The organism is Mesorhizobium sp. B2-3-14, assembly GCF_006442175.1.
Taxonomy (GTDB): domain Bacteria; phylum Pseudomonadota; class Alphaproteobacteria; order Rhizobiales; family Rhizobiaceae; genus Mesorhizobium; species Mesorhizobium australicum.
Genome location: NZ_VFVP01000001.1, coordinates 569,705 through 594,844, shown reverse-complemented (window position 1 = coordinate 594,844; position 25,140 = coordinate 569,705). Strand labels below are relative to the sequence as shown.

Here is a 25,140-nt window from a genome sequence, read left to right as displayed (position 1 = left end):
GGGATGATGGCCGTCACTCGGCGGCTGCCTTGGCCTTGCCGCCGCGTTCGAGCGCTACACCTTCGAGCGTCGCCATCAGCCGGTTGCGGATGGTGGCGATGCGGGCCGGGTTGTCGATCTTCTGGCCGGTCAGGTCGGTGACATAGAAGGTGTCGATGACCTTCTCGCCGAAGGTGGTGATATGCGCCGATGCGATGTCGAGCGACAGGTCGGACAGTGTTCCGGTGATTTCCGACAGCAGGCCGGGGCGGTCGAGCCCCTCGACCTCGATCACCGAAAACCGGTTCGATAGCGCGTTGCGGATTTCAGCGCGTGGAGGGATCTTGAAAACCTTGGATCCGCGCCTTGGCTTGGTGCGTTTCTCGATCATCTCCGGCAGCCAGCTCTTGCCCGACAGCACGTCCTCGATCAGCCGGCCGACACGCTCGGCGCGCCGGCGTTCGTCCTCGTCGCGGTCGAATTCCCTCGAGATCAGGATCGTGTCCAGCGCGCGGCCGTCCGACGTGGTGAAGATCTGCGCGTCGACGATGTTGCCGCCGGCGCCGGCGCATGCCCCGGCAATGACCGAGAGAAGACGGGGGTGGTCCTGCGCCAGCACGGTGATTTCGGTCACCGCCTCGAATTGGTGGGTCTTGACCATGGTGGCGAGCTTGTTGCCCGCCGCGTCCGCCTCACGGATGAACTCGGCGTGGCGAAGCTGGTCCGGCAGGTCCACGGTCAGGAGGTAGTTTTCATAATGCAGCCCGACATAGCGCTTGCGCGCCTTGTCGGACCAGTCGGCGAGCGCCTCGGCCAGGCGTTCGCGCGCCGCCGCCGTGCGTTGGGCGCGCGAGACTTCCGAAAAGCCGCCGGTCAGCAGCAGTTCGGTCTCGTAGTAGAGCGTACGCAGCAACTGGCCCTTCCAGCCGTTCCACACGCCCGGTCCGACGCCCCTGATGTCGCAGACGGTGAGGATCAACAGCATCTTCAGCCGCTCGACCGATTGCACGATCGAGGCGAAGTCCTCGATCGTCTTGCGATCGTTGAGGTCGCGGGTCTGCGCCGTCATCGACATGACGAGGTGGTTCTCGACCAGCCAGGCGACGGTTTCCGTATCGGCCGGCGAAAGCCCCATATGCGGGCAGATCCGCCTTGCGATCCTGGCGCCGGCCTCGGAATGGTCCTCTGGTCTGCCCTTGGCGATGTCGTGCAGCAGGACGGCGACATAGAGCGCCTCGCGGCTTTTCTTCAGCCCGGGCATCAGCGCATGCGACAGCGGATGCACCTTCTCGCCGTCGCCGCGCTCGATCTCGGCCAGCACGCCGATGCAGCGGATCAGGTGCTCGTCGACCGTGTAGTGGTGGTACATCGAGAACTGCATCATGGCGACGATCTTGCCGAAATCGGGGATCAGCCGGCCCAGCAATCCCGCCTCGTTCATCCGCCGCAGGTTGAGCTCGGCGTTGCGATCCGAGGTCAATATGTCGAGGAACAGCCGGTTGGCTTCCTCGTCGCGCCTGAGCGACTTGTTGACCAGGCCGAGCGAACGGGTGAGCAGTTTCAGTGCATCGGGATGGAATTCCAGCCCGTGCTTGTCTGCAAACCAGAACAGCCTGAGAAGATTGACCGGGTCGCGCTCGAAGACGCCGTCGTCGGCGATGTTGATGCGATGGTTGTCGACGATGAAGTCCGACGTGCCGGCAAGCTTGCGCTTGCGGCGCTGGAAGGTGAGGAAGATGCGGTTGAAGCCGGGAACATGCTTGGCCTGCTCCTCCTCCAGCGCGGCGCAGAAGATGCGGGTCAGGTCGCCGACATCCTTGGCGACGAGGAAATAGTGCTTCATGAAGCGTTCGACCGCCGACAGGCCGGGATGGGTCGTATAGCCGAGCCGTTCGGCGATCTCGCGCTGAATGTCGAAATGCAGCCGCTCCTCGGCCTTGCCGGTGAGGAAGTGCATGTGGCAGCGCACCGCCCACAGGAAATCCTCGGCCTTCTGGAACTCGCGGTACTCGGCTTCGGTGAAGACGCCTTTTTCGACCAGTTCCTCGCCGGTGCGCACCCGGTAAAAATACTTGCCGATCCAGAACAGCGTCTGCAGGTCGCGCAGGCCGCCCTTGCCGTCCTTGACGTTGGGCTCGACCAGATAGCGGCTTTCGCCGGCCTTGGCATGGCGCTCGTCGCGTTCGGCAAGCTTGGCCTGCACATATTCCGGGCCGGTCGTGCGTACCACCTCATGATCGAAGCGCAGCATCAACTCGTCATAGAGCTTGCGTTCGCCCCACAGGAAACGGGCTTCCAGGATCGAGGTGCGGATGGTGATGTCGGTGCGCGACAGCCTGAGGCACTCATCGATGTTGCGGGTGGCATGGCCGACCTTCAGCCCCATGTCCCACAGCATGTAGAGCATATATTCGACCGTCTGTTCGCCCCACGGCGTCTGCTTGTAAGGCAGCAGGAACAGAAGGTCGATGTCGGATCCCGGCGCCAGCGTGCCGCGGCCATAGCCGCCGACCGCAACGACCGCCATGCGTTCGGCCGAGGATCGGTTCTTCACCCGGTAGACATGGGTTGCGGCAAAATCGTAGAGCGAGCGGATCAGCTCGTCCATCAGGTGCGACAGCCGTTCGGCGCAGGCATTGCCGCCGCCATCTTGCCTCAGCATGGCCTCGGCTGTCTTGCGGCCCTCGGCCAGACGCCCCTTGAGAAGCTGAAGGACGGCCGTGCGGATGGCCTTGCTGGAACCGTCGCCGGCGCTGGCCGTGGTCAGCGCGGTCATCTCGCTGCGCAAGGCTTCGCCGTCGATCAGTTCATCGAGCTTCAGGGAGATTTTTGCCATAGATACCGGTCGGCCTTGCCTTTTGGGCGGCGTCTATAGCGTGTTTTCGCGGCGCTGGGTATGGGCCTGCTGTCAATCCCGCAAACGCTCTAGTCGTTTGCCTCGACTGGAGCGAGCGGGACGACAATCTGCCGCCGTAGCCTGCAGAGATCGGTGATCTGCCGCGCTGCCCGGCTGGCCTCCCTGCGGATACGCGCGAGTGCCCGTATCCTGTGTCCATTGGCGAGCCCGCTCGCGACCCACTCGGCCTCCCGACCCTGTTCGAGCAGGCTCGGTAACCTGTTGCCCACGAACTGGTCCTGCGCACAGAGCGCCGGAACAAGCTGGTAGATCGTCTTGCCGGTCGAGATCGCGAATGTGGGATCGAAGATGAGATTGTCCACCGCCACATTGACATCGGCGGTTGTCTCGAGAAGGGCGCGTGCCATCTGCCGGGAGAGCAGGTATCCGCCCGTCCCTATATGGTTCTTGCGGAGCTTGAACAGGGAAAACCCGCCGCCGACGGGAAACCTCTCCCGCTGGATCACGGTGGTGTGGAAGAATGTCTCGAGCTTGACGACATCTGCGTCGGCGGGAATCCAGCTCGTATCGGCAAGCAACGTACCGGCTTTCGCGGAAAACACCATGTCGTCCTCGAAGACGGCGCCGTAGGGCGCTTCATCTTGCGCGATGATGGCCCAGCAGGCGCGATGGCTGTGCAAGCACGCGATCTTGCTGCCGGACAGACGTCGCACCGCATATCGTGCATGCTGGCGCTGCAGCGCGAGGTCTGGCCGGTCCCTTGCATCGATTGCGGCAACCCGCTCGAATCCGAGGCCGATGCGCGCAAACTCCGCCGTCATATGGGCAAGCCGGTCGGGGGATCTGTCGAGGTTGATGACCAGACACTTCATTTCTTTAACAAAACTTTTTTCCTATGGCGCTCTATAGCACATGCGGAACCAGAGTTTTTATTTATGAGAAGGACTTGGTTTTTTGTAAATAAACAGGGAAACACGGATGTTTACCATCTCATGGCTGGAATCACTATCGATAATTTGGATAGAGCAGGATTCAATTTCTGTGTCCGCTCGCCACACGGCAAGGTGGAAGCAACGCGGAGCTCTATATTTATCTTGGCAGGCTTTGGAGCTTCCTGCCATAGATGTCGGTCGGGCTTGCCTTCCGGCGGAGCTCAAGCGCATTCCTGCGGCGCCGGGTATGGACTTGCCGGCCGTCAGGCAAGATTAGTCGGCTTCCCAGTCGTCTCGAAGGGGACAACGATGTGTCGCCGACCTCTGCAGAAGCCGAGAACCCACCGCGCTGTCCGTCCGCCTTCCCTCATTATTCTTTCAGCCGTCGGGCTTCTGCGTTTCGCGGCAAGCTCATTACCGGTTCTTGCGGCATCCCGCTCTTGGCCAAGCAGGCTTGGCAGTCGGTCGCTGACGAACTGGTCCTGCACACACAGCGCAGGGACGAGCTGGTAGATCGTCTTGCTGGATGAGACCCCGAACGCCGGGGTGAAAAGTAGATCGTCGGCGGTGATATTGATCGTTTCAGTCGCTTCGAGGAGATCGCGCGCGGCCTGTCTGGAGATGATGTAACCCCCGGTCCCCGGATGGTTCTTGTAAAGCCTGAACGCGGAAAAACCATGACCGGCGGCGATCCTTCGCCGGTGGATGAGGGTCTTCTTGAAGTACGTTTCCAATTTGACAATGTCGGCATCGGGCGGAATCCATCCGTCGTCAGCAAGCAACGGACTGGCCTTTGCTGAAAAAACCACGTCATCCTCGAAAACGGCGCCGTAGCGAGCCTCGTCCTGCGCCAGCATCGTCCAGCAGACGCGGTGGCTGTGCAGGCAGGCGACCTCGCTGGCCAACAAACGCCGGGACGCATAAATCGGATGTTGCGGTTGCTGCCCGAGTTCAGGGTGGCTACGTGCATCGACCGCCGCAACGCGTTGGAACGCGACGCCGATCCGGGCGAACTCTGCACTTATGTGTGCAAGTCGGTCCGGGGACCGATCTAGGTTTATGACCAGGCACTTCATTGTCGACAAAGGTCCAGCGGGATGGGCGGCGAACGATATATTAGAAGCGGCGCGCTTTTTAGTGTGGGCGCGCGGTTGTGTACAGTTTTCGCCATTTGGTCAATCCGCTGGGTTCGGAGAACCGAATTCAAAACAGCCCTTGACCTTCCAGTTACTGGAAGCACTACCTCTGCCTCGAAGCAGGTGCATCGAGGCATTAGAGATGACGCATTCAGATCACGATCATCACACGCATGGCGCTCATGGCGGCTGCTGCGCGGCAAAGGGCACGGGCGGAGATTCGGATGCGGTTCTGCGCGATCCGGTCTGCGGCATGACGGTGGAGCCGGCCGCCGGCAAGCCGACATCCGAGCATGGCGGCCGCCTCTATCATTTCTGCAGCGAGCGATGCCGTTCGAGGTTCCAGGCCGAGCCGGAAAGCTACCTGACCGCCGTTGACCCTGTCTGCGGCATGATCGTCGACCGCGCCGACGCCAGGTATTTCGCCCGCCATGAAGGCCAGGGCTTCTATTTCTGTTCGGCCGGCTGCAAGGCGAAGTTCGAGGCGGCGCCGCAAACTTATCTCGGCGACAGGCCGGCGCCGGCGCCGATGCCCAAGGGCACGCAATACACTTGCCCCATGCATCCGCAGATCATCCGCGACAAGCCCGGCTCCTGCCCGATCTGCGGCATGGCGCTCGAGCCCATGGGCGTGCCGACGGGCGATGAAGGGCCGAATCCCGAACTGGTCGACTTCACCAGACGCCTCTGGGTGAGCGCGGTGCTGTCGGTCCCGCTGCTGATCGTCGCCATGGCGCCGATGGTAGGCCTGCCGCTTGAGGGCCTGGTCGAGGATCGCGCGAAGGTCTGGATCGAACTGGTGCTGGCGAGCCCGGTGGTGCTGTGGGCCGCTTTCCCGTTTTTCCATCGCGGCTGGGACTCGATGCTCAACCGCAGCCCCAACATGTGGACGCTGATTTCGCTGGGTGTCGGCGCCGCCTATCTCTACAGCGTCGTGGCCACGCTCTTCCCGGACATCTTTCCGCATCAGTTTCGCGGCCATGGCGGTGCGGTGCCGGTCTATTTCGAGGCGGCCGCCGTCATCGTCGCGCTGGTCTTCCTCGGCCAGGTGCTGGAACTGCGCGCCCGCGAGAAGACCGGATCGGCGATCCGAGCTTTGCTCGACCTCGCGCCGAAGACCGCGCGGCGGGTCGCCGAGGACGGCGCCGAGATCGATGTCGGGCTGGACGAGGTCAAGACCGGCGATCGCCTGCGCATCCGTCCCGGCGATGCCGTCCCGGTCGACGGCACGGTGCTCGAAGGCCGCTCCTCCATCGACGAATCGATGATCACGGGCGAGCCCTTGCCGGTCGAGAAGGCCGAAGGCAACGCCTTGACCGGCGGCACGCTCAATAAGAACGGCTCGCTGATCATGCGCGCCGAACGGATCGGCGCCGAGACGACGCTGTCGCGCATCGTCGAACTCGTCGCCAAGGCACAGCGCTCGCGCGCCCCGATCCAAGGCCTGGCCGACCGCGTTTCCTTCTACTTTGTCCCGACCGTCGTCCTGGTCGCGATCGCCGCATTCGTCGCCTGGGCGATCTTCGGCCCCGAGCCCAGCCTGATCTTCGCCATCGTCTCGGCGGTTTCGGTGCTGATCATCGCCTGTCCCTGTGCGCTGGGTCTCGCCACACCGATGTCCATCATGACCGCCACCGGGCGCGGCGCGCATGCCGGTGTGCTGATCAAGGAAGCCGCCGCGCTCGAGCGCTTCGCCTCCGTCGACACGCTGATCGTCGACAAGACCGGCACGCTGACCGAGGGCCGGCCGAAATTGACCGATGTCGTTGCTGCCAGCGGCTTTTCCGAGGACGAATTGCTGAGATGCGCCGCGACCCTGGAAAAAGGGTCGGAGCATCCGCTGGCCGAGGCCATCGTCGACGGAGCCGGCCAGCGCGGCGTGAAGATCGCCGAGGCCGGCAGCTTCGAGGCGGTTACCGGCAAAGGCGTTTCCGGCACGGTGTCGGACAAGAAGGTCGCGCTCGGCAATGCCGCGATGATGGCCGATCTCGCCATCGACGTTTCCGGGGTCCTGGCCAGCGTGGAAGCCTTGCAGGGCGATGGCAAGACGGTGATGTTCGTCGCTGTCGACGGCAAGCTGGCCGGCATCGTCGCCGTCGCCGATCCGGTCAAGGCGACCACGGCCGAGGCGATCAAGGCACTGCATGGCAGCGGGCTGCGGATCATCATGGCGACCGGCGACAATGAGCGCACGGCCAGGGCGATCGCTGGACATCTCGGCATAGACGAGGTTCGGGCAGGTCTGTTGCCGGAACAGAAGGCAGCGCTGGTCGAGGAACTGCGCGGCAAGGGGGCCGCCGTCGCCATGGCCGGCGACGGCGTCAACGATGCGCCCGCGCTTGCCGCCGCCGATGTCGGCATCGCCATGGGAACGGGCGCCGATGTCGCGGTCGAAAGCGCCGGCATCACCTTGGTCAAGGGCGACCTCAACGGCATCGTCCGCGCCCGAACGCTGGCCCAGGCGACCATCGGCAACATCCGGCAGAACCTGTTCTTCGCCTTCCTTTACAATGTGCTTGGCGTGCCGGTCGCGGCCGGCGTGCTTTATCCGCTCACCGGCACGCTTCTGTCGCCGATGCTGGCGGCGGCGGCGATGAGCCTGTCCTCGGTTTCCGTGATCGCAAACGCATTGCGCCTGAGAACGTTGAAACTCTGAGATTAACCCCCAGATACGAAACCCAACCGACAGGAGACCATGAATGACCTTGGCTAAAAAACTCGTGCTGCTGCTGATGGCCGCCGGAATGCTGCTTGCCGTTTTCCTCGAAAGCGTGCCGGCGCAGAGCGAGGAGATGAAGCACGACATGGGTGCCATGGCCATGGGGGCGGAAAGCCCTTCCACGGCGGGCTACAAGGCGGCGATGGACAAGATGCATACCGACATGATGGCCTCCCAATATACCGGCAACGCCGATGTCGATTTCGTCCGCGGCATGATCCCGCATCATCAGGGGGCGATCGACATGGCCAAGGTCGAACTGGCCAACGGCAAGGATCCGGAAATCCGCAAACTCGCCGAAAACGTCATCGCCGCGCAGGAAGCCGAAATCAAGCAGATGCAGGACTGGCTCGCCGCCCATCCGGTGAAGTAAGGCATCAACGGCGGCGACCGGAGAACCCGAGCTCCATCCTGGATTTCTCCGTATGCTTGTGATGCCATGCGCCTCGATCGCTTACCCAGGAGCCCCCATGCCCACGACGACAAGAACCACCAAGCTGCCTTCGGGCGAAGCCGTCCAGGTGCTGGGACAGGGCACCTGGAAAATGGGCGAGGATGCCCGCCGTCGAGCCGGGGAGGTCAATGCCTTGAAGCTTGGGCTGGACCTCGGCATGACGCTGATCGACACCGCCGAAATGTATGCCAGCGGCGGCGCCGAGGAGGTGGTGGCCGAAGCCATCGCCGGCCGGCGCGAAGAACTCTTTCTCGTCTCCAAGGTGCTGCCGTCCAATGCTTCGCGCACCGGCGTGCCGGCGGCTTGCGAGAAAAGCCTGAAGCGGCTGCGCACCGACCGCATCGATCTCTATCTCCTGCACTGGCCGGGCAGCGTGCCTTTGGGCGAGACGGTCGAGGCCTTCGAGGCGTTGAAGAAGGCCGGCAAGATCCGCCACTGGGGCGTCAGCAATTTCGATACCGATGAAATGGAAGAGCTCACCGGTTTGCGCTCGGGCGGCAATGTCCAGACCAATCAGGTGCTCTACAATCTGATCCGGCGCGGCCCCGAATTCGACCTTGCACCATGGAGCCGCCAGCGCGGCATTCCGCTGATGGCCTATTCGCCGGTGGAGCAGGGTGCTTTGGCGCGCAACAGCAGGCTTGACGCCATCGCCGCCCGTCACAATGCGACCCCTGCGCAAATCGCCTTGGCCTGGGTGATGCATCAGGACGGCGTTATCGCCATTCCCAAGGCCAGCAGCCAGGAGCACGTCCGCCAGAATTTTGCCGCGCTGGACATAAAGCTTACGGCCGATGACCTCGCCGATCTCGACCGTGCATTCCCCCCACCGACGCGCAAGCGCGGACTGGAAATGATCTGACTATTTCTCCGCCAGCCCCTTCAGCCGGTAAAGCGCCTCCAGCGCTTCCTTGGGGGTCATCTCGTCGGGATTGATCTCACCGAGTGCCGCGCCCACAGCGTCGCTCTTCACCAGCTTTGGCGCTTCCCGCTTCATCGCCACCGAAAACAGCGGCAGGTCATCGACCAGCCGGTTGGTCTTGCCGGAGACCTCGCTTTGCTCCAATTGGTGCAGCACCGCCTTGGCGCGGTCGACCACCGCTTCCGGCAGGCCCGCAAGGCGGGCTACCTGGACGCCGTAGGAGCGGTCGGCGGCACCCTTGCCGACCTCGTGCAGGAAAACGACGTCGCCTTCCCACTCCTTGACCCGCATGGTGACGTTGGAAAGCCGCGCCAGCTTGCCGGCGAGCGACGTCATTTCGTGGAAGTGGGTGGCGAAGATCGCCCGGCAGCGGTTCTTCTCGTGCAGATACTCCACCGCCGCCCAGGCAATCGACAGCCCGTCGAAGGTGGCGGTGCCGCGGCCGATCTCGTCGAGGATCACCAGCGCCCGTTCGCCGGCCTGGTTGAGGATCGCCGCCGTCTCCACCATCTCGACCATGAAGGTCGAGCGGCCGCGCGCCAGGTCGTCCGAGGCGCCGACGCGTGAGAACAGCCGGTCGACGACGCCGATATGGGCCGATGTCGCCGGCACGAAGGAGCCGGTCTGGGCCAGGATGGCGATCAGCGCGTTCTGCCGCAGGAACGTCGATTTGCCACCCATGTTGGGGCCGGTCAGCAGCCAGATCGCGCCGTTCTTGGCATTGCCCTCCGGCGAGAGGTCGCAATCGTTGGCGACGAATGGGCCTTCGCCCGAACGGCGCAGCGCCTGTTCGACCACCGGATGCCGCCCGCCTGAAATCTCGAAGGCGAGGCTGGAATCCACCACCGGCCGGCACCAGGCCTCGCTTTCCGACAGAAGCGCAAGCGCTGCCGACACGTCGAGCACGGCGAGCGCGTCGGCGCCGGCGCGGATCGCCTCGGCCGCGCCGACCGCCTCCGCCGTCAGCGCATCGAAGGCGGCCAGTTCGATGCTCAGTGCCCGGTCGGCGGCATTGGCGATCTTGGTCTCGAGTTCGGCGAGTTCGGTCGTGGTGAAACGCATGGCGTTGGCCATGGTCTGGCGGTGAATAAAGCGCGCCTTGGCGCCATCGCTGCCAGTCATGACGGCGTGATGATTGGCCGTCACCTCGATGTAGTAACCCAGCACATTGTTGTGCCGGATCTTCAGGGAGCGGATGCCGGTTTCCTCGATCAGCGAGCGCTCCAGTCCGGCAATCACTTTTCGCGACTCGTCGCGCAACGCCCGCATCTCGTCGAGGTCCGGGTGGTAGCCGCCGCGAACGAAGCCGCCGTCGCGTTTGAGCAGCGGCAGTTCCTCGCCGAGCGCCTGGGTGAGATGCTGGGCAAGCGCCTTGGGCAGCGCCTTGATCGCGGCCATCGCGCCGGCCAACTCCTGGGGCAGGGCGATCGCGGCAAAGGTTTCGGCGATGGCACCGGCCGCCTCGAAACCAGCGCGGAGCGCGCCGAGATCGCGTGGCCCGCCCCGGTTGAGCGCCAGCCTGGACAGGGCGCGAGGCATGTCGGCGACGCTCTTCAGGCTCATCCGCACCGCCTGGCAAAGCCTGACCTCGGAGCGGAAGAACGAGACGGAGTCCAGCCGCGCGCCGATGGCCGCCGGGTCGGTCAGCGGCGCCATCAGCCGGTCGGCGAGCAACCTCGCGCCGCCACCGGTCACCGTGCGGTCGATTGCCTTGAACAGCGAACCCTCGCGGCTGCCGGACAGCGTACGCAGCAGTTCGAGATTGCCGCGCGTCGCCGGATCGATGAACAGGGTCGAGCCCTGCTCCTCGCGCTCGGGCCGCGACAGCGGCGGCCGCTCGGCCTTTTGCGTTCTCTCGACATAGGCGATGGCGCCTGAGATCGCCGACAATTCGGCGCGCGAAAACGTGCCGAAACTGTCCGGTGCCGCCACCTCGAAGAAACGCGCGATCCGCCCCGTGGCCGAGGCCGAATCGAACAGGCTCGGCGGCTGTGGGCTGGCGACACGGCCGAGCACGTCGAACACCGGCTTCAGGTCGGGATCATGGAACACCGGCTCGGCGACGATGAGTTCGCGCGGATCGACACGGAAGATGTCGGCCAGCAGCCGGTCGGCGGTGGTCTCGGCGACGCGGAAAGCACCAGTCGAGATGTCGATCCAGGCAATTGCAAAGCTGTGCTCGCTGCCGCCCTTCACCCGACCCAACGCCATCAGATAACTCGATTCCGACGGCGCCAGCAGTTTGTCCTCGGTGATGGTTCCCGGCGTCACCAGCCGCACCACGTCGCGGCGCACGACCGATTTGGAGCCGCGCTTCTTGGCCTCGGCCGGATCCTCGATCTGCTCGCAGACGGCAACGCGGAAGCCCTGGCCGATCAGCTTCTGCAAATAGTCGTCGGCCGCATGCACCGGCACGCCGCACATTGGAATGTCGTGGCCCTGATGCTTGCCGCGTTTGGTGAGCACGATGCCCAGCGCCCGGCTCGCCTTCTCGGCATCGTCGAAGAACAGCTCGTAGAAATCGCCCATGCGGTAGAACAGCAACGAATCCGGGTTAGCCGCCTTGATCTCGATGAACTGCTCCATCATCGGTGTGACGGCGGCAACGCCGGGCTGCGGCGGCGTCATCGCCTCGGGGGCGGCGTCGGGCTCGTTCGGGCTGTGCATGTTCATGGCGCGGCACGCTAGCAGATGTGATTGCGGGGTTTAATGCCGGACCATCGAAAAGCAGGGGAAGACCGCGAGCCATTTTCATGGAACGGCTGTTCAGCTGCATTGCCCGACGCGGCGATCGCGAATATCTGTCATCTTGGGCAATAATGGCGGGGGCGTCATGGACAAAGACGGGCACGAAACGTTCGAGGAGATGGTGGGACCTATCGACTCGGCGCTCGAACGCTTCTGGCTCAATGCTGCTCGCCAGGCCGGCCAAAGTGTAGGCAATCTGAAGCAGCTGGCGGCCAATCGGCTTCCTTTCATCCTTCCGACTACCGGCCCTTTCTCCGGTCTCGACGGAAGCATCCGGGTAGCTGTCCATGTCCTCAGTCATGATCCGCTGGTGATCTACACGCCGATCGGCGGGGCACGGCCGCTCAGCTCGATCGTGGCGATCGCCCGGCGCTTCGCTTCGCTTCGCGTCGCGCCGCCTTTCTGATGATGCCTAACTGGACACTCGAGCGGCCGCGTCTCATCCCAAAGCTCGCGAGGGACCTCGCCTGGCACCGCGAGCGGTTTCCAGCTCATGAGTTGATTTTTCTCTGCAACACCGAGGAAGAACGCCGCCTGGTCACCACTGTCGGAGGAACCGCGATCTTCTCCAACCACAATCTGATGGTCAGCGAGGACACCTTTCGGCCCTTGCCGGATGTCCCCATCGAGTTCGATGCGGTCTATAATGCTCGCATCTCGCACACCAAGCGCCACCACCTCGCCTTCGATATCGAAAGGCTCGCCCACATCACCTTTTCGATCGGCGAGCTGCCGCGGGTCGGCAACCGTGCCTTCATCCGGCGCTTGCAGGCGCAATCGCTGCTGCATCATATCGCCAACCCGATCGTCAATGGCCTGACTGGCTGGCTGCCGCCGCAGGAGATCAACCGCATCTACAACCAGGCCGCGGTTGGTCTCTGTCTGTCGGCGGCGGAAGGAGCGATGCGCTCCAGCATGGAATATCTGATGGCCGGGTTGCCGGTGGTGAGCACGCCCAGCCTTGGCGGCCGGGACGTCTTTTTCGATCCGGACTATTGCATCATCGCCGAGCCCGATCCGGCGGCGATCCGGCGCGCGGTTGAGACGTTGCGCGACCGCGCCATTCCCCGCGATGAGATTCGCAACCGCACGCTGGCCAAGGTGCGGGCTCAACGGCAGGAACTCACAGTGTTCCTGTCCGACCTGTTGAAGAGGATGGGAAGCAGCCAACCGCCGCTGTCGCAATGGCCGTTTCCCGAAATTGGGCTGCTGCGGCGCTGGGCGGCGGTGCGCCGGCACGCGAATGAAATAACGGCATTGGGGAGGCGGCCAAACGGCTTCTGACCGGCCGTGTCCGCTTTGAAGCAGCTTTGCCCAGCTTCGTGGTTTACACGCGGCGGCCCGTGGTCTTAATTCGCAAGCACACAGGCACCCGTTTCAAGGAGGTGCTTCATCGGCGAGGAAATCAAAAGCATCATGGCCAGGAAAACCGAGAACAACGGTCCGTCCGTCAGCGCGCAGGAAGCGCTCGAATTCCACGCCATGGGCCGGCCCGGCAAGCTGGAGATCGTCGCCACCAAGCCGATGACGACGCAGCGCGATCTCAGCCTCGCCTATTCGCCAGGCGTGGCAGTGCCCGTGCGCGCCATCGCCGAGGATCCATCCAAAGCCTTCGACTACACGACGCGCGGCAACATGGTCGCCGTCATCTCAAACGGCACCGCCATTCTTGGCCTCGGCAATCTCGGCGCGCTGGCCTCCAAGCCGGTGATGGAAGGCAAGGCGGTGCTGTTCAAGCGCTTCGCCGATGTCGATTCCATCGACCTCGAGGTCGACACCGAGGATGCCGACGAGTTCATCAACTGCGTGCGCTTCCTCGGTCCTTCCTTCGGCGGCATCAACCTGGAGGACATCAAGGCGCCGGAGTGCTTCATCATCGAGCAGCGCCTGCGCGAACTGATGGACATTCCGGTCTTCCATGACGACCAGCATGGCACCGCCATCATCTCGGCCGCCGGCCTGATCAACGCGCTGGAAATAACCGGCCGCGACATGAAGACCACGAAGCTGGTCTGCAACGGTGCGGGCGCGGCCGGCATCGCCTGTATCGAGCTGATGAAGGCGATGGGTTTTTCGCCCGAAAACATTATCCTGTGCGACACAAAGGGGGTTGTCTTCCAGGGCCGCACCGAGGGCATGAACCAGTGGAAATCGGCGCATGCGGTCAAGACGGAGGCGCGTTCCCTGGCCGAAGCGCTGGACGGCGCCGACGTCTTCCTCGGGCTTTCGGCCAAGGGGGCGCTGACCACCGCCATGGTGCAGTCAATGGCCAAGAACCCGATCATCTTCGCCATGGCCAACCCCGATCCCGAGATCACCCCGGAGGAAGTTGCCGAGATCCGCACCGACGCCATCATGGCCACCGGGCGGTCGGATTACGCCAACCAGGTCAACAACGTGCTCGGCTTTCCCTACATCTTCCGCGGTGCGCTGGATGTCAGGGCCACCACCATCAATGACGACATGAAGATCGCCGCCGCCCGCGCGCTGGCCGAACTGGCGCGCCAGGACGTGCCCGACGACGTCGCCGCGGCCTATCAGGGCAACCGGCCGAAATTCGGCCCCAACTACATCATTCCGGTACCGTTCGACCCGCGCCTGATCTCGGCCATCCCGATCGCCGTGGCCAAGGCGGCAATGGACTCGGGCGTCGCCCGCAAGCCGATCCTCGATCTCGACCGTTACGCGCAGGAGCTTTCCGCGCGCCGCGACCCGATCGCCTCGACCCTGCAGCGCATCTACGACCGCGTGCGCCGCCAGCCCAAGCGCATAGTCTTCGCCGAGGGCGAGGAGGAGCAGGTGATGCGCGCCGCCGTCTCCTACGTGAACCAGCGGCTCGGCACCGCCATCCTGCTCGGTCGCGACGACGTCATCAAGGAGAACGCCAGGCACGCTGGCATCGACCTGAACAAGCAAGGCATCGAGATCATCAATGCGCGCCTGTCGCGCCGCAATTCGATCTACACCGACTATCTCTACGAGCGCATGCAGCGCAAAGGCTTCCTGTTCCGCGACTGCCAGCGGCTGATCAACAACGACCGCAACCATTTCGCCGCCTGCATGGTGGCGCTGGGCGACGCCGACGGCATCGTCACCGGCGTGACCCGCAACTATTCGACCGCGCTCGACGACATCAGGCGCGTCATCGACGCCAAGCCCGGTCACCGCGTCATCGGCGTCTCGATCGTGCTCGCGCGCGGCAAGACGGTGCTCGTCGCCGACACCGCCGTGCACGACATGCCCAACGCCGAGCAGATCGCCGACATCGCCGAGGAAGCGGCGGGCTTCGCGCGCCGCATGGGCTACGAGCCAAGGCTCGCCATGCTTGCCTATTCCACTTTCGGCCATCCACAGGGCGAACGTTCCGAGCGCGTCCAGGAAGCCGTGCGCATCCTCGACAAGCGCCGCGTCGATTTCGAATACGATGGCGAAATGGCCGCCGACGTCGCACTCAACGCCCGCGCCATGGCGCAATACCCGTTCATAAGGCTGACCGGTCCGGCCAACGTCCTGATCATGCCGGCTTTCCACTCGGCCTCCATCTCGACCAAAATGCTGCAGGAACTGGGCGGCTCGACCGTCATCGGCCCGCTGCTGGTCGGCCTGAACAAGCCGGTGCAGATCGTGTCGCTGAATGCCAAGGACAGCGATATCGTCAACATGGCGGCGATCGCCGCCTATACGGCGGGGGCTTGAGGGGCTTCCCCCGTGTTGGACGCCTCACGCCAGCCGCATCACCTGCTTGTGGCTGGCGATCTCCGACAGCAGCCAATCCCGGAACAGCCTGACGCTGATTGAAATGCGGTTGCCCGGCTTCTGCCACAGGCAGTAGCTCTGTGGAATTGCGTGGCGGATCGTGAAGGGCGCGACCAGCTGGCCGCTGGCCAGCAGGTCCTCGACCATGATGTTGTCGGCCAGCGCCACGCCGCCGCCATTCACGGCCTCACGGACGGCAAGCGCCGGGTCGTGGAAGATCGGGCTCGCGTCTGACCTTCGACATCGATTGCCTCGACCCGGCCTATCTCCCGGCACGGGCACTCATTGTCGGCGCCGACGTTGTGGAGGTGGCGCCCGCCTATGACCACGCCGATGTCACGTCGCTTGCCGGGGCGGCGGTGCTGCAGCACTATCTCGGCCTGCTCGCGGAACGAAAGGGCTGACAGCGCGCCGACTTCACCCCGGCGCGAACGCCCGCGCCGCCTCCACGACTTCCTCCGGCTGGTCCTGCCGCAGCAGGTCGATCGGAATGCGGCCGTCGAGCTGTGCCGCTGGACGGGTCAGCCACAGCCATGCGAGTCTCGGATTGCCGATCAGCTCCAGCACGTCGCTTATGCCCGCGACCGGCCTGCCATCGACGAACTGCGCCAGCGGGAAGACGTGCTTGCGGCCACCCTTGCGCAGAGCGATGACGTCGCCGCGCCTTTGCCAGCGGTGCAGGGTGGAGCGGGCGATGCGCAGGTTCTCTTCCAGATAGGTCGAGCCGGCGACGCGGCCGGCCCAGTCCTCGATCAGCATCGATTCGAGGTCGTCGGACTGGGGGAGCGGGAGCGGGGTTTCGGCGTCGGCCAAAAGGGCCGAGGACAGGTTGTCCGCGCCAGCGGCGCCGGCTTCGCCGCGGCGTGCGGCTTCCGCCGCCAGCGCCCGCACGAATTTCTGGGCCAGGCCCGGAAGGTCGGCATGGATGGCGTCGATGGCGCGCTGGTGCTTGGGCGACAGCAAGGTGACGGCGGACGCTATCGAGCCGGCGATCTTGCCGACCGAGACCATTGTGGGGCCGTTGATGGCTTCGTCATAATGGGCAAGCGCACGCTCGACCCTTTCCGCCACCATGTCGGCGAAATCGTCCTGCGTGATGCCGGTTGTCTTGGTCTGAAATGTCGTCTTGGTCTGAAATCTTGTCATGCATCTGTTTTCTGGGCCGCGCGCTCTCCTCCTTGGCCGCGGCCGGTTGTTGAACGGTTACGGCGGAAAGTGGAAAGTGCGACGGCAACGGATGCAGCGACCCGACAGGTTGCTGTCCTGCATTGCTTCACACCCCGATTAGCATGTCGAAATGTCAGTCACGGCACGCTCGCATTTGCGTGTAGGAGCGGTATGTGACAACTGCGCGACGATGAGAAGCTGTCCGGGCTTGCCCCCTTTCCCCAACAGCGGGCGAAGAGAAAGGCGTTGTTACAGCAACCCCGCCTGCTCGGCCTCTTTGCGCAGGTTCTGCCTTGGCCTAGGGCCGATCTGCTGGATCACCAATCCGGCCGCCAGTGAGCCAAGATCGCCGCAAGTCTGGAGGTCGCGTCCCTGTGTGTAGCCATGCAGGAAACCGGCGGCGTAGAGATCGCCGGCGCCCGTCGTGTCGACCAGTTCCTTGATGGCTGTCGCTTGGATGACCACGGTCTCGTCGCCACGCACGATAACCGAGCCCTTTTCGGAGCGGGTAACCGCCGCGATCTTGCAATCCTTGCGGATCCGCGCCAGCGCTTCGTCGAACGACGACGTCTGATAAAGCGACTTGATCTCGTGGCTGTTGGCAAAAACGATATCGACCGTGCCCGAACGCATCAGGTCTAGGAACTCGTCGCGGTAACGGTCGACGCAGAACGAATCCGACAAGGTCATCGATACTTCGCGACCGGCAGCGTGCGCCAGTTTCGCCGTCTGCCGGATCGCTTCCTTGGCGCGCGGCGGGTCCCACAGATAACCCTCGAAATAGGTTACCTTGGCGCCGGACGCCTTGTCGGCTTCGACATCTTCCGGGCCGAGTTCGACGCAGGCGCCGAGATAGGTGTTCATCGAGCGCTCGCCGTCGGGCGTGACGAAGATCATCGAACGCGCCGTCGGCGGCTCGCCCTGGAGCGGCTTGGTGTCGAAGGCGACACCCTGCGCGTGGATGTCGTGCGCGTAGATTTCGCCCAGCGCATCGCTGGAGACCTTGCCGAAGAAGGCGGCGCGTCCGCCAAACGAGGCAACACCGGCCGCCGTGTTGCCGGCGCTGCCGCCGGAGGCCTCGATAGCCGGGCCCATGCGGCTGTAGAGCAATTCGGCGCGCTGCGTGTCGATGAGATTCATCGCGCCCTTGATGATGCCGTTGGTCTCGAGGAATTCTTCCTCGCACTGGGCGATGATGTCGACAATCGCATTGCCGATGCAAAGCACGTCATAATCCGGCATCAATGTCTCCGCCAAAAACCCGGGCCGGCTTCTTGCCATGCCCGCGCGGGTCTACAGCATGACCCTGAAAACTGGCAACCGATTTTCTGTCCTTGCCGCGCCAGCCAGGCGCTACGACAATTCGACCGTGGCCGAAACATCTCGTCGCGATGTCGCCTACATCTGCGCCTGTTCAATCACGGTCCGAAGGCGCGAGCCCATGCCTGCCAAAAGCAACACGACCATCGACCTGGCATTGCTCGGCGTGCTGGCGGTGCTTTGGGGAGCCTCCTATACCTTCATCAAGATCGGCGTAGAGACCATCCCGCCCATCACCTTCATCGCGGCCCGCACCCTGATCGCCGGCGCCATCCTGTTCGCCATTATCCGCTGGCGCGGGCTTGCCATGCCGGGCGATGCGGCAAGCTGGCGCCGCTTCGCCTTCCAGGCCTGCCTCAACAGCGTCGTCCCGTTCACGCTGATCGCCGCGGCCGAGCGTTCGGTCGACGCCGGCCTTGCTACCATCCTCAACGCCACCTCGCCGATCTTCACCTTCCTGCTGACGGCGCTTATCACCCGTCATGAGCCGGTGACCGTGCGCAAGCTGGTCGGCGTTGGCGCCGGCATCGCCGGCATCTGCCTCATCGTCGGCACGCAGGCGCTTGGCGGCATCGGCCACCAGCTCTGGGCACAGATCGCCATCGTCGCGGCAACCGTGTGCTATGCGGGCGCCGCCATTTTCGGCCGAGGCTTCAAGGGCCTCGATCCGATGCTTCCCGCCGCCGGTTCGATGCTGTGCGGCGCTGTCATGCTGGGACCGCTCAGCCTGGCGGTCGACCAGCCATGGACGCTGGCGCCTTCGACGGCTTCCATCCTTGCCCTGCTCGGCCTGTCCGTGTTTTCGACGGCACTGGCTTTCGTCATCTATTTCCGCCTGATCCACACGCTGGGTTCGGTCGGCACCACGTCTCAGGCCTATCTGCGGGTGCCGATCGGCGTCGGCATCGGCGCCGTCTTCCTCGGCGAAAGCCTGGGGCCCACGGCCTGGCTCGGCATGGGGTTTGTCGTCGCCGGCGTGGCGGCCATGACCATACCGGTTCGTAAGCCGGGCTTAGCCCGATAGGCAGATCTGGGGAACATACGAAGGCAAGCAACGGCCCGCGCTTGTGCTCGCGGGCCGCCCGCCTATCTCGGAGGCGTCCTGCCTTGTGGCTGTGTCCGCTGACCTGGGGGTGAAGCACGGTGATTTTCGACGCTGCCCGCACCGCGGCCCTTGAGCTGCTCTCGCCTCCGTTTCGCGCCGTGTTCATCAAGACGCTCGGCCTGACCCTGCTGGCGTTGGTCGCCCTGTGGTTCGGCTTGACCAGCCTTGTCGAATGGCTTGCCCTGCCGTGGCTGCAAACATTGTTGCCCGGCATGCCGTCCTGGGCCGGCTGGTTGGGCGGCATCGTCGCGGCCATCGCGCTGGCGTTCGGCATGGCGCTTCTGATCGCACCGGTCACGGCGGTGATCGCCGGCCTGTTCCTCGACGATGTGGCCGAAGTGGTCGAGCGCACCGATTATCCCGGCGACCCGGCCGGACGCGCCATGCCGGTATTGCGCTCGCTGGTGCTGGCGATAAAATTCTTCGGCATCGTCATCCTGGGCAACGTCGTGGCGCTGATGCTCCTGCTGGTGCCGGGCATCAACATCGCCGCCTTCTTCATCGTCAACGGCTATTTGCTCGGACGCGAATTCTTCGAATTCGCCGCCATGCGCTTTCGCGGGGAAGAAGAGGCCCGGGCCCTGCGCAGGCGGTATGCCGGTACGGTGTTTCTCTCCGGGCTGGTTGTCGCGGCCTTCCTCGCCGTGCCGCTGCTCAACCTGCTGACGCCGCTCTTCGCCGCCGCCATGATGGTGCATCTGCACAAGGCGATCTCGGCGCGGGAAGTCGCACGCGCGTCGCGGCGCTAAATCTCTTCAGCGTAGCAGAAATCCCGGCCCCAACTCGTCGTCCGGCTCGACAATGAATTCGGCTCGTCCGGAATAATAGGCACGGCCGCCGACGCGGGCGACGATCGCTTCATGCGGGCCGGCTCGCGCTGCTCGCGCCACCGCCCCGGAAAAGCGCGAGCCGGCGATGCTCTCGAACGTTCGCGTCTGCCCGACGGCGATCTCGCCCTTGGCATGCATGGCCGCCAGCCGGGCGGTGACGCCGGAACCGGTCGGCGAGCGGTCGACCTCCGCCTCGGCGAAGACGCAGACGTTCCTGGTGGCCTCTCCGGAAAAGGCGTCCTTTCCATCGGTCAGGATGGTGCCATAGAGGAAGGCGAGGTCATCATGATCGGGATGCGACAGCGGAAACTCGGCCTTCAGCCGGTTCGTCAGCGTGGTTGCCGCGTCGACGAAATCGCGCACGCGGTCGTGGCCGAACTCCAGCCCGAATTGATGACAGTCGGCCAGCGCGTAAAAGGCGCCGCCATAGGCGATGTCGAAACCGATCTTGCCATAGCCTGTCAACTCGATCTGTCGATCGCCGGCGAACAGGAACGCCGGCACGCTCTCGAACGACACCGCGCCGGCCTTGCCATCGCTGACTGCGACCGAGGCGACGACCAGGCCGCACGGCGCCTCGATGTTCACGGTGGTGAACGGCTCCTGCTTCGCCACCAGCCCTTGATCGACGGCGTAGCGGCCGAGCGCGACGATGGCGTGGCCGCACATGGTCGAATAGCCCTCATTGTGCATGAACAGCACCGCGAGGTCGGCGCCGGGCAAATCGGGCTCGACCAGCAAAGCGCCATACATGTCATAGTGGCCGCGCGGCTCGAAGATCAGCAACTTGCGCAAATGGTCGAGATTGTCCCGCACATAGGCGCGCTTCTCAAGAATGGTGGCCTTGGGGATAGCGGGATAACCGCCCGTGACGATCCGTAGCGGCTCGCCACCCGTATGCATGTCGACAACGGTAAGGTTCATGCGGCCGAACCCATCCTAGCCCTGGGATTTGCCGAACAGCGCCTGCAGCTTGCCGAACGGCATGGCGGCGCGGGTGAAGCCGAACGTGCCGTCCTGCTGGATCTCGCGCGCCGCCGTCTCCAGCATGCCGTAGGCGAAATTGGTCAGCCATGGCCCAAGCGAAATCCGCTTGGCACCGGCCATGGCGAGGTCGGCGATGGTGAAGCCGGGCCTCGCCATGACATTGACCGGCTTGCCGACCGACGAACACAAGGTCCGCACCATCTCGACATCGCCGATACCAGGTGCATAGAGCACGTCGGCGCCGGCTTTTTCGAACGCCTGCAGCCGCTTGATCGTGTCGTCGAGATCGGACTTGCCCCAGAGGAAATTCTCGGCCCGCGCCGTGAAGACAAAGTCGCGCTTCAGCGCCCGCGCCGCCTCCACCGCTGCGGCGACGCGCTCCACCGCGTGCGAAAACTCGTAGATGGGCTTTTCAGGATCGCCGGTGTGATCCTCGATCGAACAGCCGGCAAGCCCGGCCGCTTCCGCCGCGAAAATGGTTTCGGCGGCCTGCTCGGCGCTGTCCCCCTTGCCCTTCTCGAGATCGGCCGAGACCGGCAGGTCGGTCGCGCCCGTCACCTCGCGGCAATGATGGATCATCTGGTCGAAGGTCACGGCCCCATCCGGCAGGCCGCGCGAAAAGGCAAAGCCGGCGCTGGTGGTGGCCAGTGCCTTGAAGCCGAAGGATCCGAGCAGCTTCGTCGTGCCCGGATCCCAGGGATTGGGCATGACGAAGGTCGAGGCATGCAGGTCGCGAAAAATCTTGCCCTTGTCCATGAATGCTCCCCCATAACGAGTGTTGGGGCGGATGCTACCGCGCTGTTTGCTGCCGGGCAAACGAATGCGGTTGGTTCAGAAGCGTTTCTCGTTCTCTGCTGCCAATTTCTCGAAAGCGTCGATGTGGCGCATCTCGACAGGCACGGAGGTGGCATCCTTGTGACGGGCAGCGCGCTGCCGAGGTCAGGGAAGCTGACGGCTTGTGCAGAGGCCGCCATCCCCAAAGCCGCAGCAGCACCCCAGGTGAGGATGAAGCGAAGCAGGTACGTTGGCATGGCGGCGCCCCATTGTCGGGCGCGCGGAAGGTAGCACAGCGCTTCGTGGCGTCCAGTGCAGCGGATCAGTGGATCGGCACCAGCCCGGCGAGCTCGCGCATGTCGTCGAACAGGATGCCGCCGGCCTGGATCAAGCCATCGCGGTCCGAATAGGGGTCGCCATGATAGGAGAACACGCGCATGCCGGCGGCGATGCCGGCCTGCGTGCCGGCGACGCTGTCCTCGATGACGATGCAGTCGGCGGGCGGGAAGCCCATCGTTTTGGCCGCATGCAGGAACAGCTCGGGGAACGGCTTGCCGCGCGACACCATGGTGGCGCTGAACATGGCATGTTCGAACAGCGGCAACAGACCGGTCTGGCCAAGCGTTATGTGCATCTTGGAGATCCTGGCCGAGGTGGCGACGCAATAAGCGATGCCGGCCGCGCGGACCGCCTCGATGAACTCCCGGACATGAGGGATCGCCTCGACACCGTGAGCGAACAGATCCGGCAGGCCGGCATTCCAGCGCTCGACGAAATCGGCGCCGAGCCTGACGCTGGTCGTCTCTTCGATCTCCTTCTGCACCGAGACCATGCTGCGGCCGGAGAAGTTCTTGCGGCAATATTGGAAGGTCGTTGGAAAACCGGCGTCGCTCAGCCATTCGGCCAGGCGCCGGTTGGCGAGGTTCTCGGTATCGACCAGGATCCCGTCGCAGTCGAAGATGACGAGCTTTGGCAGGGGGCGTGTTTCAATCATGTTGGATCAGTCTGCCCGGCAAAACGGTTCACTGTGCCGAAACACAGCCAGGCATCAGGCGGTGCCGGTCGATCCGAATCCGCCCGAGCCACGCGCCGTGCCGCCGGCCAGCGAACGCTCTTCAACCGCCACCTGCGTCACCGCGGCGAAAACGATCTGGGCAATGCGCATCCCGCGCGTCACCGCGAAATCCTCGTCGCCGAGATTGACCAGCAGCACCTTCACCTCGCCGCGATAATCGCTGTCGACCGTGCCCGGTGAATTGAGGACGGTAAGGCCGTGTTTGAAGGCAAGGCCCGAGCGGGGCCGCACCTGGCCTTCCATGCCTTCGGGAATTTCCAGGATCAGCCCCGTCGCTACCAAGGCGCGCTTGCCCGGCAGGATCAGAAGCGGCCGGTCTTCAGGCACCGCCGCGCGCAAATCCATGCCGGCGGCGCCGGCGCTTTCATAGGCGGGAAGCGGAAGTCCCTCGCCATGCGGCAACCTGACGAAGCCGACGGTGAGACCGATGACGGAAGGTGTTTGAAGGGCTGCGCGCATAAAATCGATCCTATCGGCGCGAATGTCGATTCGGTCAACTCGACCGCGGCGCTATCAACGGCTTTCTTTCAGGCATTACTGTGGCCTAGCGGAGTTCCATAGGAACCACCGTCGTCTCCTTGATCTCCTCCATGACGAAGGAGGCGGAGACATCGGATAAAGCCACCTTGGCGATGAGCCGCTGGTAGAGCCGGTCATAGGCTTTCACGTCGGCGACGCGGGCGCGCAGCACATAGTCGAGATCACCGGACATCCGGTAGACCCCGATGATCTCGGAAAGACCGGTCACCGCCGCCCGGAATTTCTGCAGCCAGTCGGGGTCGTGATTGGATGTGCGGATCAGGATGAACACCGAAAGGCCCAGCCCGAGCTTCTCGGCATCGACCAGCGCCACGCGGCCGGTGATGACGCCATCTTCCTCCAGCCGCTTGACGCGACGCCAGCAGGCATTGCGCGACAAGGCCACCCGCTCCGACAGCTGGTCGACCGACAGCGTGCCGTCACGTTGCAATTCGGCGAGCAGTTTTCGATCAATTTCGTCGATGTCAAAGCTCATATTGGGATATTTGTCCCATGGAATAGCAAAATACAAGGATATTTTGGGACCAATGAACCGGTGAGGCGTGTCAGGATACTCATATCGAAACGAAAAGCGCTGAAGGGGAAACAGCATGTCGGTCGCAAGGATCTTCACCTCTCATCCGGCCAAGGTCGGCGAAACCTATTTCAGCCATATGGCCTTCGCCGCCTGGTTTTCCTCGCGCCTGCTGATGGCGGCGGGAGCAGCTTTTGTTCACGCTTTCTTGCCATTTCTCTTCGAGACTACCGCCAGCCGAATCATTCGCGAGCTCTACGAGCGGACGCACAACAGAGGCACGCACGCGATCAACGAGCCCGCTGCTCTTCCGGATCGCGCCTAAAGGAAGACAGAAGCGATGTGCCGGTGGGCGGCCTATCTCGGTGAAGCGGTCTTTCTCGAAGACATCCTCACGGCGCCCTGTCACTCGCTGATCGCCCAGAGCCATTGCGCCCAGGAAGCGAAGTCGCCCACCAATGGCGACGGCTTCGGCCTTGCCTGGTATGGCGAGAGGCCAGAACCCGGCCTCTACCGCGATATCCTGCCGGCCTGGTCCGATCCCAATCTGAAAAGCTTGTGCCGGCAGATCAAGTCCAGCCTGTTCCTCGCCCATGTCAGGGCCTCGACCGGCAGCGCCACCAGCCGCATGAACTGCCATCCGTTCATCTCAGAACGCTGGTCGTTCATGCATAACGGCCAGATCGGCGGTTTCGAAAAAATCCGCCGCGCGCTGGAGAACTCGCTGTCCGACGCCGTTTTCGACCAGCGCCAAGGCACCACCGATTCCGAACTCTTTTTTCTGCTCATGATCGACGAGGGCCTTTCGGCCGACCCGCAAGGCGCCGTCTCGCGCGCCACCCGCCGGGTGCTGGAAGCCTCGCGTCGTGCCGGTTTCGAGCCGGCGCTGAAACTGACCGCCGCCTTCTCCGACGGACAGGCATTGTATGCGGTGCGCTATGCCACCGATGCCCTGGCTCCGACGCTTTACACGTCCATTTTCCGCAAAGGGGCCGGCCGCTGCATCGTCTCCGAGCCCTTCGATCGCGAGGGCGGCGACTGGCAGGCGATTCCGCCATCGAGCTTCGTCACCATGACCAGGGATGGCATCGACATACATCCATTCGCTCCGGTCGCGGCAAAACTGGCGCTGGTTGGATAGGCTTTCGCCGCATTGAGTAACGTCGCGGGACAGCGCCCCCTCTGTCCTGCCGGACATCTCCCCGACAAGGGGGGAGATCGGATGCCTCAATGGCTTTCGCCAATCCCCAGCGTTGCAGGACAGAGCGAAGCGCCGAAAACTGCCAATCTCCCCACCGGTGGGGAGATGTCCGGCAGGACAAAGG

Annotated in this window: 22 protein-coding genes and 1 pseudogene; 11 read left to right on the top strand and 12 right to left on the bottom strand. The window is 63.9% G+C overall.

Annotated elements, in window-relative coordinates:
* Positions 1-13: 13 nt before the first annotated feature.
* From FJ950_RS02690 to FJ950_RS02680, 3 genes are all read right to left on the bottom strand, one after another.
* Positions 14-2,815, bottom strand: a complete 2,802-nt coding sequence (locus FJ950_RS02690) for a [protein-PII] uridylyltransferase (protein ID WP_140614903.1) — start codon at positions 2,813-2,815, stop codon at positions 14-16.
* 89 nt (positions 2,816-2,904) lie between these two features.
* Positions 2,905-3,708: a glycosyltransferase family 25 protein gene (locus FJ950_RS02685; protein WP_140614902.1), complete on the bottom strand. Its 804-nt coding sequence runs from the start codon at positions 3,706-3,708 to the stop codon at positions 2,905-2,907.
* A gap of 323 nt (positions 3,709-4,031) precedes the next feature.
* Positions 4,032-4,844: a glycosyltransferase family 25 protein gene (locus FJ950_RS02680; protein WP_015314170.1), complete on the bottom strand. Its 813-nt coding sequence runs from the start codon at positions 4,842-4,844 to the stop codon at positions 4,032-4,034.
* Between the two features lie 202 nt (positions 4,845-5,046).
* Here FJ950_RS02680 and FJ950_RS02675 point away from each other — a divergent pair, with 202 nt between their 5' ends.
* The 3 genes from FJ950_RS02675 to FJ950_RS02665 all read left to right on the top strand — a co-directional run bounded on the left by FJ950_RS02675 (position 5,047) and on the right by FJ950_RS02665 (position 8,939).
* Positions 5,047-7,560, top strand: a complete 2,514-nt coding sequence (locus FJ950_RS02675) for a heavy metal translocating P-type ATPase (protein WP_140614901.1) — start codon at positions 5,047-5,049, stop codon at positions 7,558-7,560.
* Positions 7,561-7,603: 43 nt separating this feature from the next.
* Complete coding sequence (locus FJ950_RS02670) at positions 7,604-7,996, top strand: DUF305 domain-containing protein (RefSeq protein WP_140614900.1); 393 nt, start codon at positions 7,604-7,606, stop codon at positions 7,994-7,996.
* A 97-nt stretch (positions 7,997-8,093) separates the two neighbouring features.
* On the top strand, positions 8,094-8,939 hold the full coding sequence (locus tag FJ950_RS02665) for an aldo/keto reductase (RefSeq protein WP_140614899.1): 846 nt from the start codon (positions 8,094-8,096) through the stop codon (positions 8,937-8,939).
* Here the strand turns inward: FJ950_RS02665 and mutS are convergent, their stop codons facing one another.
* Complete coding sequence (mutS, locus tag FJ950_RS02660; protein WP_140614898.1) at positions 8,940-11,672, bottom strand: DNA mismatch repair protein MutS; 2,733 nt, start codon at positions 11,670-11,672, stop codon at positions 8,940-8,942.
* 160 nt (positions 11,673-11,832) lie between these two features.
* Here mutS and FJ950_RS29730 point away from each other — a divergent pair, with 160 nt between their 5' ends.
* The 3 genes from FJ950_RS29730 to FJ950_RS02650 all read left to right on the top strand — a co-directional run bounded on the left by FJ950_RS29730 (position 11,833) and on the right by FJ950_RS02650 (position 15,443).
* Positions 11,833-12,153 (top strand): hypothetical protein, encoded by a 321-nt coding sequence (locus tag FJ950_RS29730; protein ID WP_246681266.1) that lies wholly within the window; start codon positions 11,833-11,835, stop codon positions 12,151-12,153.
* A 92-nt stretch (positions 12,154-12,245) separates the two neighbouring features.
* On the top strand, positions 12,246-13,031 hold the full coding sequence (locus FJ950_RS02655) for a glycosyltransferase (protein WP_246681265.1): 786 nt from the start codon (positions 12,246-12,248) through the stop codon (positions 13,029-13,031).
* A 132-nt stretch (positions 13,032-13,163) separates the two neighbouring features.
* Entirely contained in the window at positions 13,164-15,443 is a 2,280-nt protein-coding gene (locus tag FJ950_RS02650) for an NADP-dependent malic enzyme (RefSeq protein WP_140614897.1), read from the top strand.
* Positions 15,444-15,467: 24 nt separating this feature from the next.
* On the opposite strand, the gene FJ950_RS02645 is transcribed toward FJ950_RS02650, so the two are convergent.
* Positions 15,468-15,686, bottom strand: a complete 219-nt coding sequence (locus FJ950_RS02645; protein ID WP_181166267.1) for a hypothetical protein — start codon at positions 15,684-15,686, stop codon at positions 15,468-15,470.
* 41 nt (positions 15,687-15,727) lie between these two features.
* On the opposite strand from FJ950_RS02645, the pseudogene FJ950_RS02640 reads away from it, so the two are divergent.
* Positions 15,728-15,907: pseudogene (locus FJ950_RS02640) on the top strand (arginase family protein); the annotation flags it as partial.
* A 13-nt stretch (positions 15,908-15,920) separates the two neighbouring features.
* Here the strand turns inward: FJ950_RS02640 and FJ950_RS02635 are convergent.
* Together FJ950_RS02635 and FJ950_RS02630 are read right to left on the bottom strand one after the other, a co-directional pair.
* Positions 15,921-16,649, bottom strand: coding sequence for an antitoxin Xre/MbcA/ParS toxin-binding domain-containing protein (locus FJ950_RS02635; RefSeq protein WP_140614895.1), 729 nt, complete (start codon positions 16,647-16,649; stop codon positions 15,921-15,923).
* Positions 16,650-16,919: 270 nt separating this feature from the next.
* Positions 16,920-17,912: an adenosine kinase gene (locus tag FJ950_RS02630; RefSeq protein ID WP_015314162.1), complete on the bottom strand. Its 993-nt coding sequence runs from the start codon at positions 17,910-17,912 to the stop codon at positions 16,920-16,922.
* 199 nt (positions 17,913-18,111) lie between these two features.
* Between FJ950_RS02630 and FJ950_RS02625 the strand changes: the two genes are divergently transcribed.
* Positions 18,112-19,014, top strand: a complete 903-nt coding sequence (locus FJ950_RS02625; protein ID WP_140614894.1) for an EamA family transporter — start codon at positions 18,112-18,114, stop codon at positions 19,012-19,014.
* Between the two features lie 119 nt (positions 19,015-19,133).
* Entirely contained in the window at positions 19,134-19,844 is a 711-nt protein-coding gene (locus FJ950_RS02620; protein ID WP_140614893.1) for a sulfate transporter family protein, read from the top strand.
* A 6-nt stretch (positions 19,845-19,850) separates the two neighbouring features.
* Here FJ950_RS02620 and FJ950_RS02615 read toward each other — a convergent pair whose 3' ends face one another.
* The 5 genes from FJ950_RS02615 to FJ950_RS02595 all read right to left on the bottom strand — a co-directional run bounded on the left by FJ950_RS02615 (position 19,851) and on the right by FJ950_RS02595 (position 23,776).
* Positions 19,851-20,849: a proline racemase family protein gene (locus tag FJ950_RS02615; protein WP_140614892.1), complete on the bottom strand. Its 999-nt coding sequence runs from the start codon at positions 20,847-20,849 to the stop codon at positions 19,851-19,853.
* A 15-nt stretch (positions 20,850-20,864) separates the two neighbouring features.
* Complete coding sequence (locus tag FJ950_RS02610; protein WP_140614891.1) at positions 20,865-21,668, bottom strand: oxaloacetate decarboxylase; 804 nt, start codon at positions 21,666-21,668, stop codon at positions 20,865-20,867.
* Positions 21,669-22,008: 340 nt separating this feature from the next.
* On the bottom strand, positions 22,009-22,680 hold the full coding sequence (locus FJ950_RS02605) for an HAD family phosphatase (RefSeq protein ID WP_140614890.1): 672 nt from the start codon (positions 22,678-22,680) through the stop codon (positions 22,009-22,011).
* 54 nt (positions 22,681-22,734) lie between these two features.
* Positions 22,735-23,220: a dUTP diphosphatase gene (gene dut / locus FJ950_RS02600; RefSeq protein ID WP_140614889.1), complete on the bottom strand. Its 486-nt coding sequence runs from the start codon at positions 23,218-23,220 to the stop codon at positions 22,735-22,737.
* A gap of 85 nt (positions 23,221-23,305) precedes the next feature.
* Positions 23,306-23,776, bottom strand: a complete 471-nt coding sequence (locus FJ950_RS02595) for an Lrp/AsnC family transcriptional regulator (RefSeq protein ID WP_023772539.1) — start codon at positions 23,774-23,776, stop codon at positions 23,306-23,308.
* 115 nt (positions 23,777-23,891) lie between these two features.
* On the opposite strand from FJ950_RS02595, the gene FJ950_RS02590 reads away from it, so the two are divergent.
* Together FJ950_RS02590 and FJ950_RS02585 are read left to right on the top strand one after the other, a co-directional pair.
* Positions 23,892-24,140: a DUF6356 family protein gene (locus FJ950_RS02590; RefSeq protein ID WP_015314154.1), complete on the top strand. Its 249-nt coding sequence runs from the start codon at positions 23,892-23,894 to the stop codon at positions 24,138-24,140.
* 15 nt (positions 24,141-24,155) lie between these two features.
* On the top strand, positions 24,156-24,956 hold the full coding sequence (locus tag FJ950_RS02585; RefSeq protein WP_140614888.1) for a class II glutamine amidotransferase: 801 nt from the start codon (positions 24,156-24,158) through the stop codon (positions 24,954-24,956).
* The last annotated feature ends 184 nt before the right edge of the window (positions 24,957-25,140 follow it).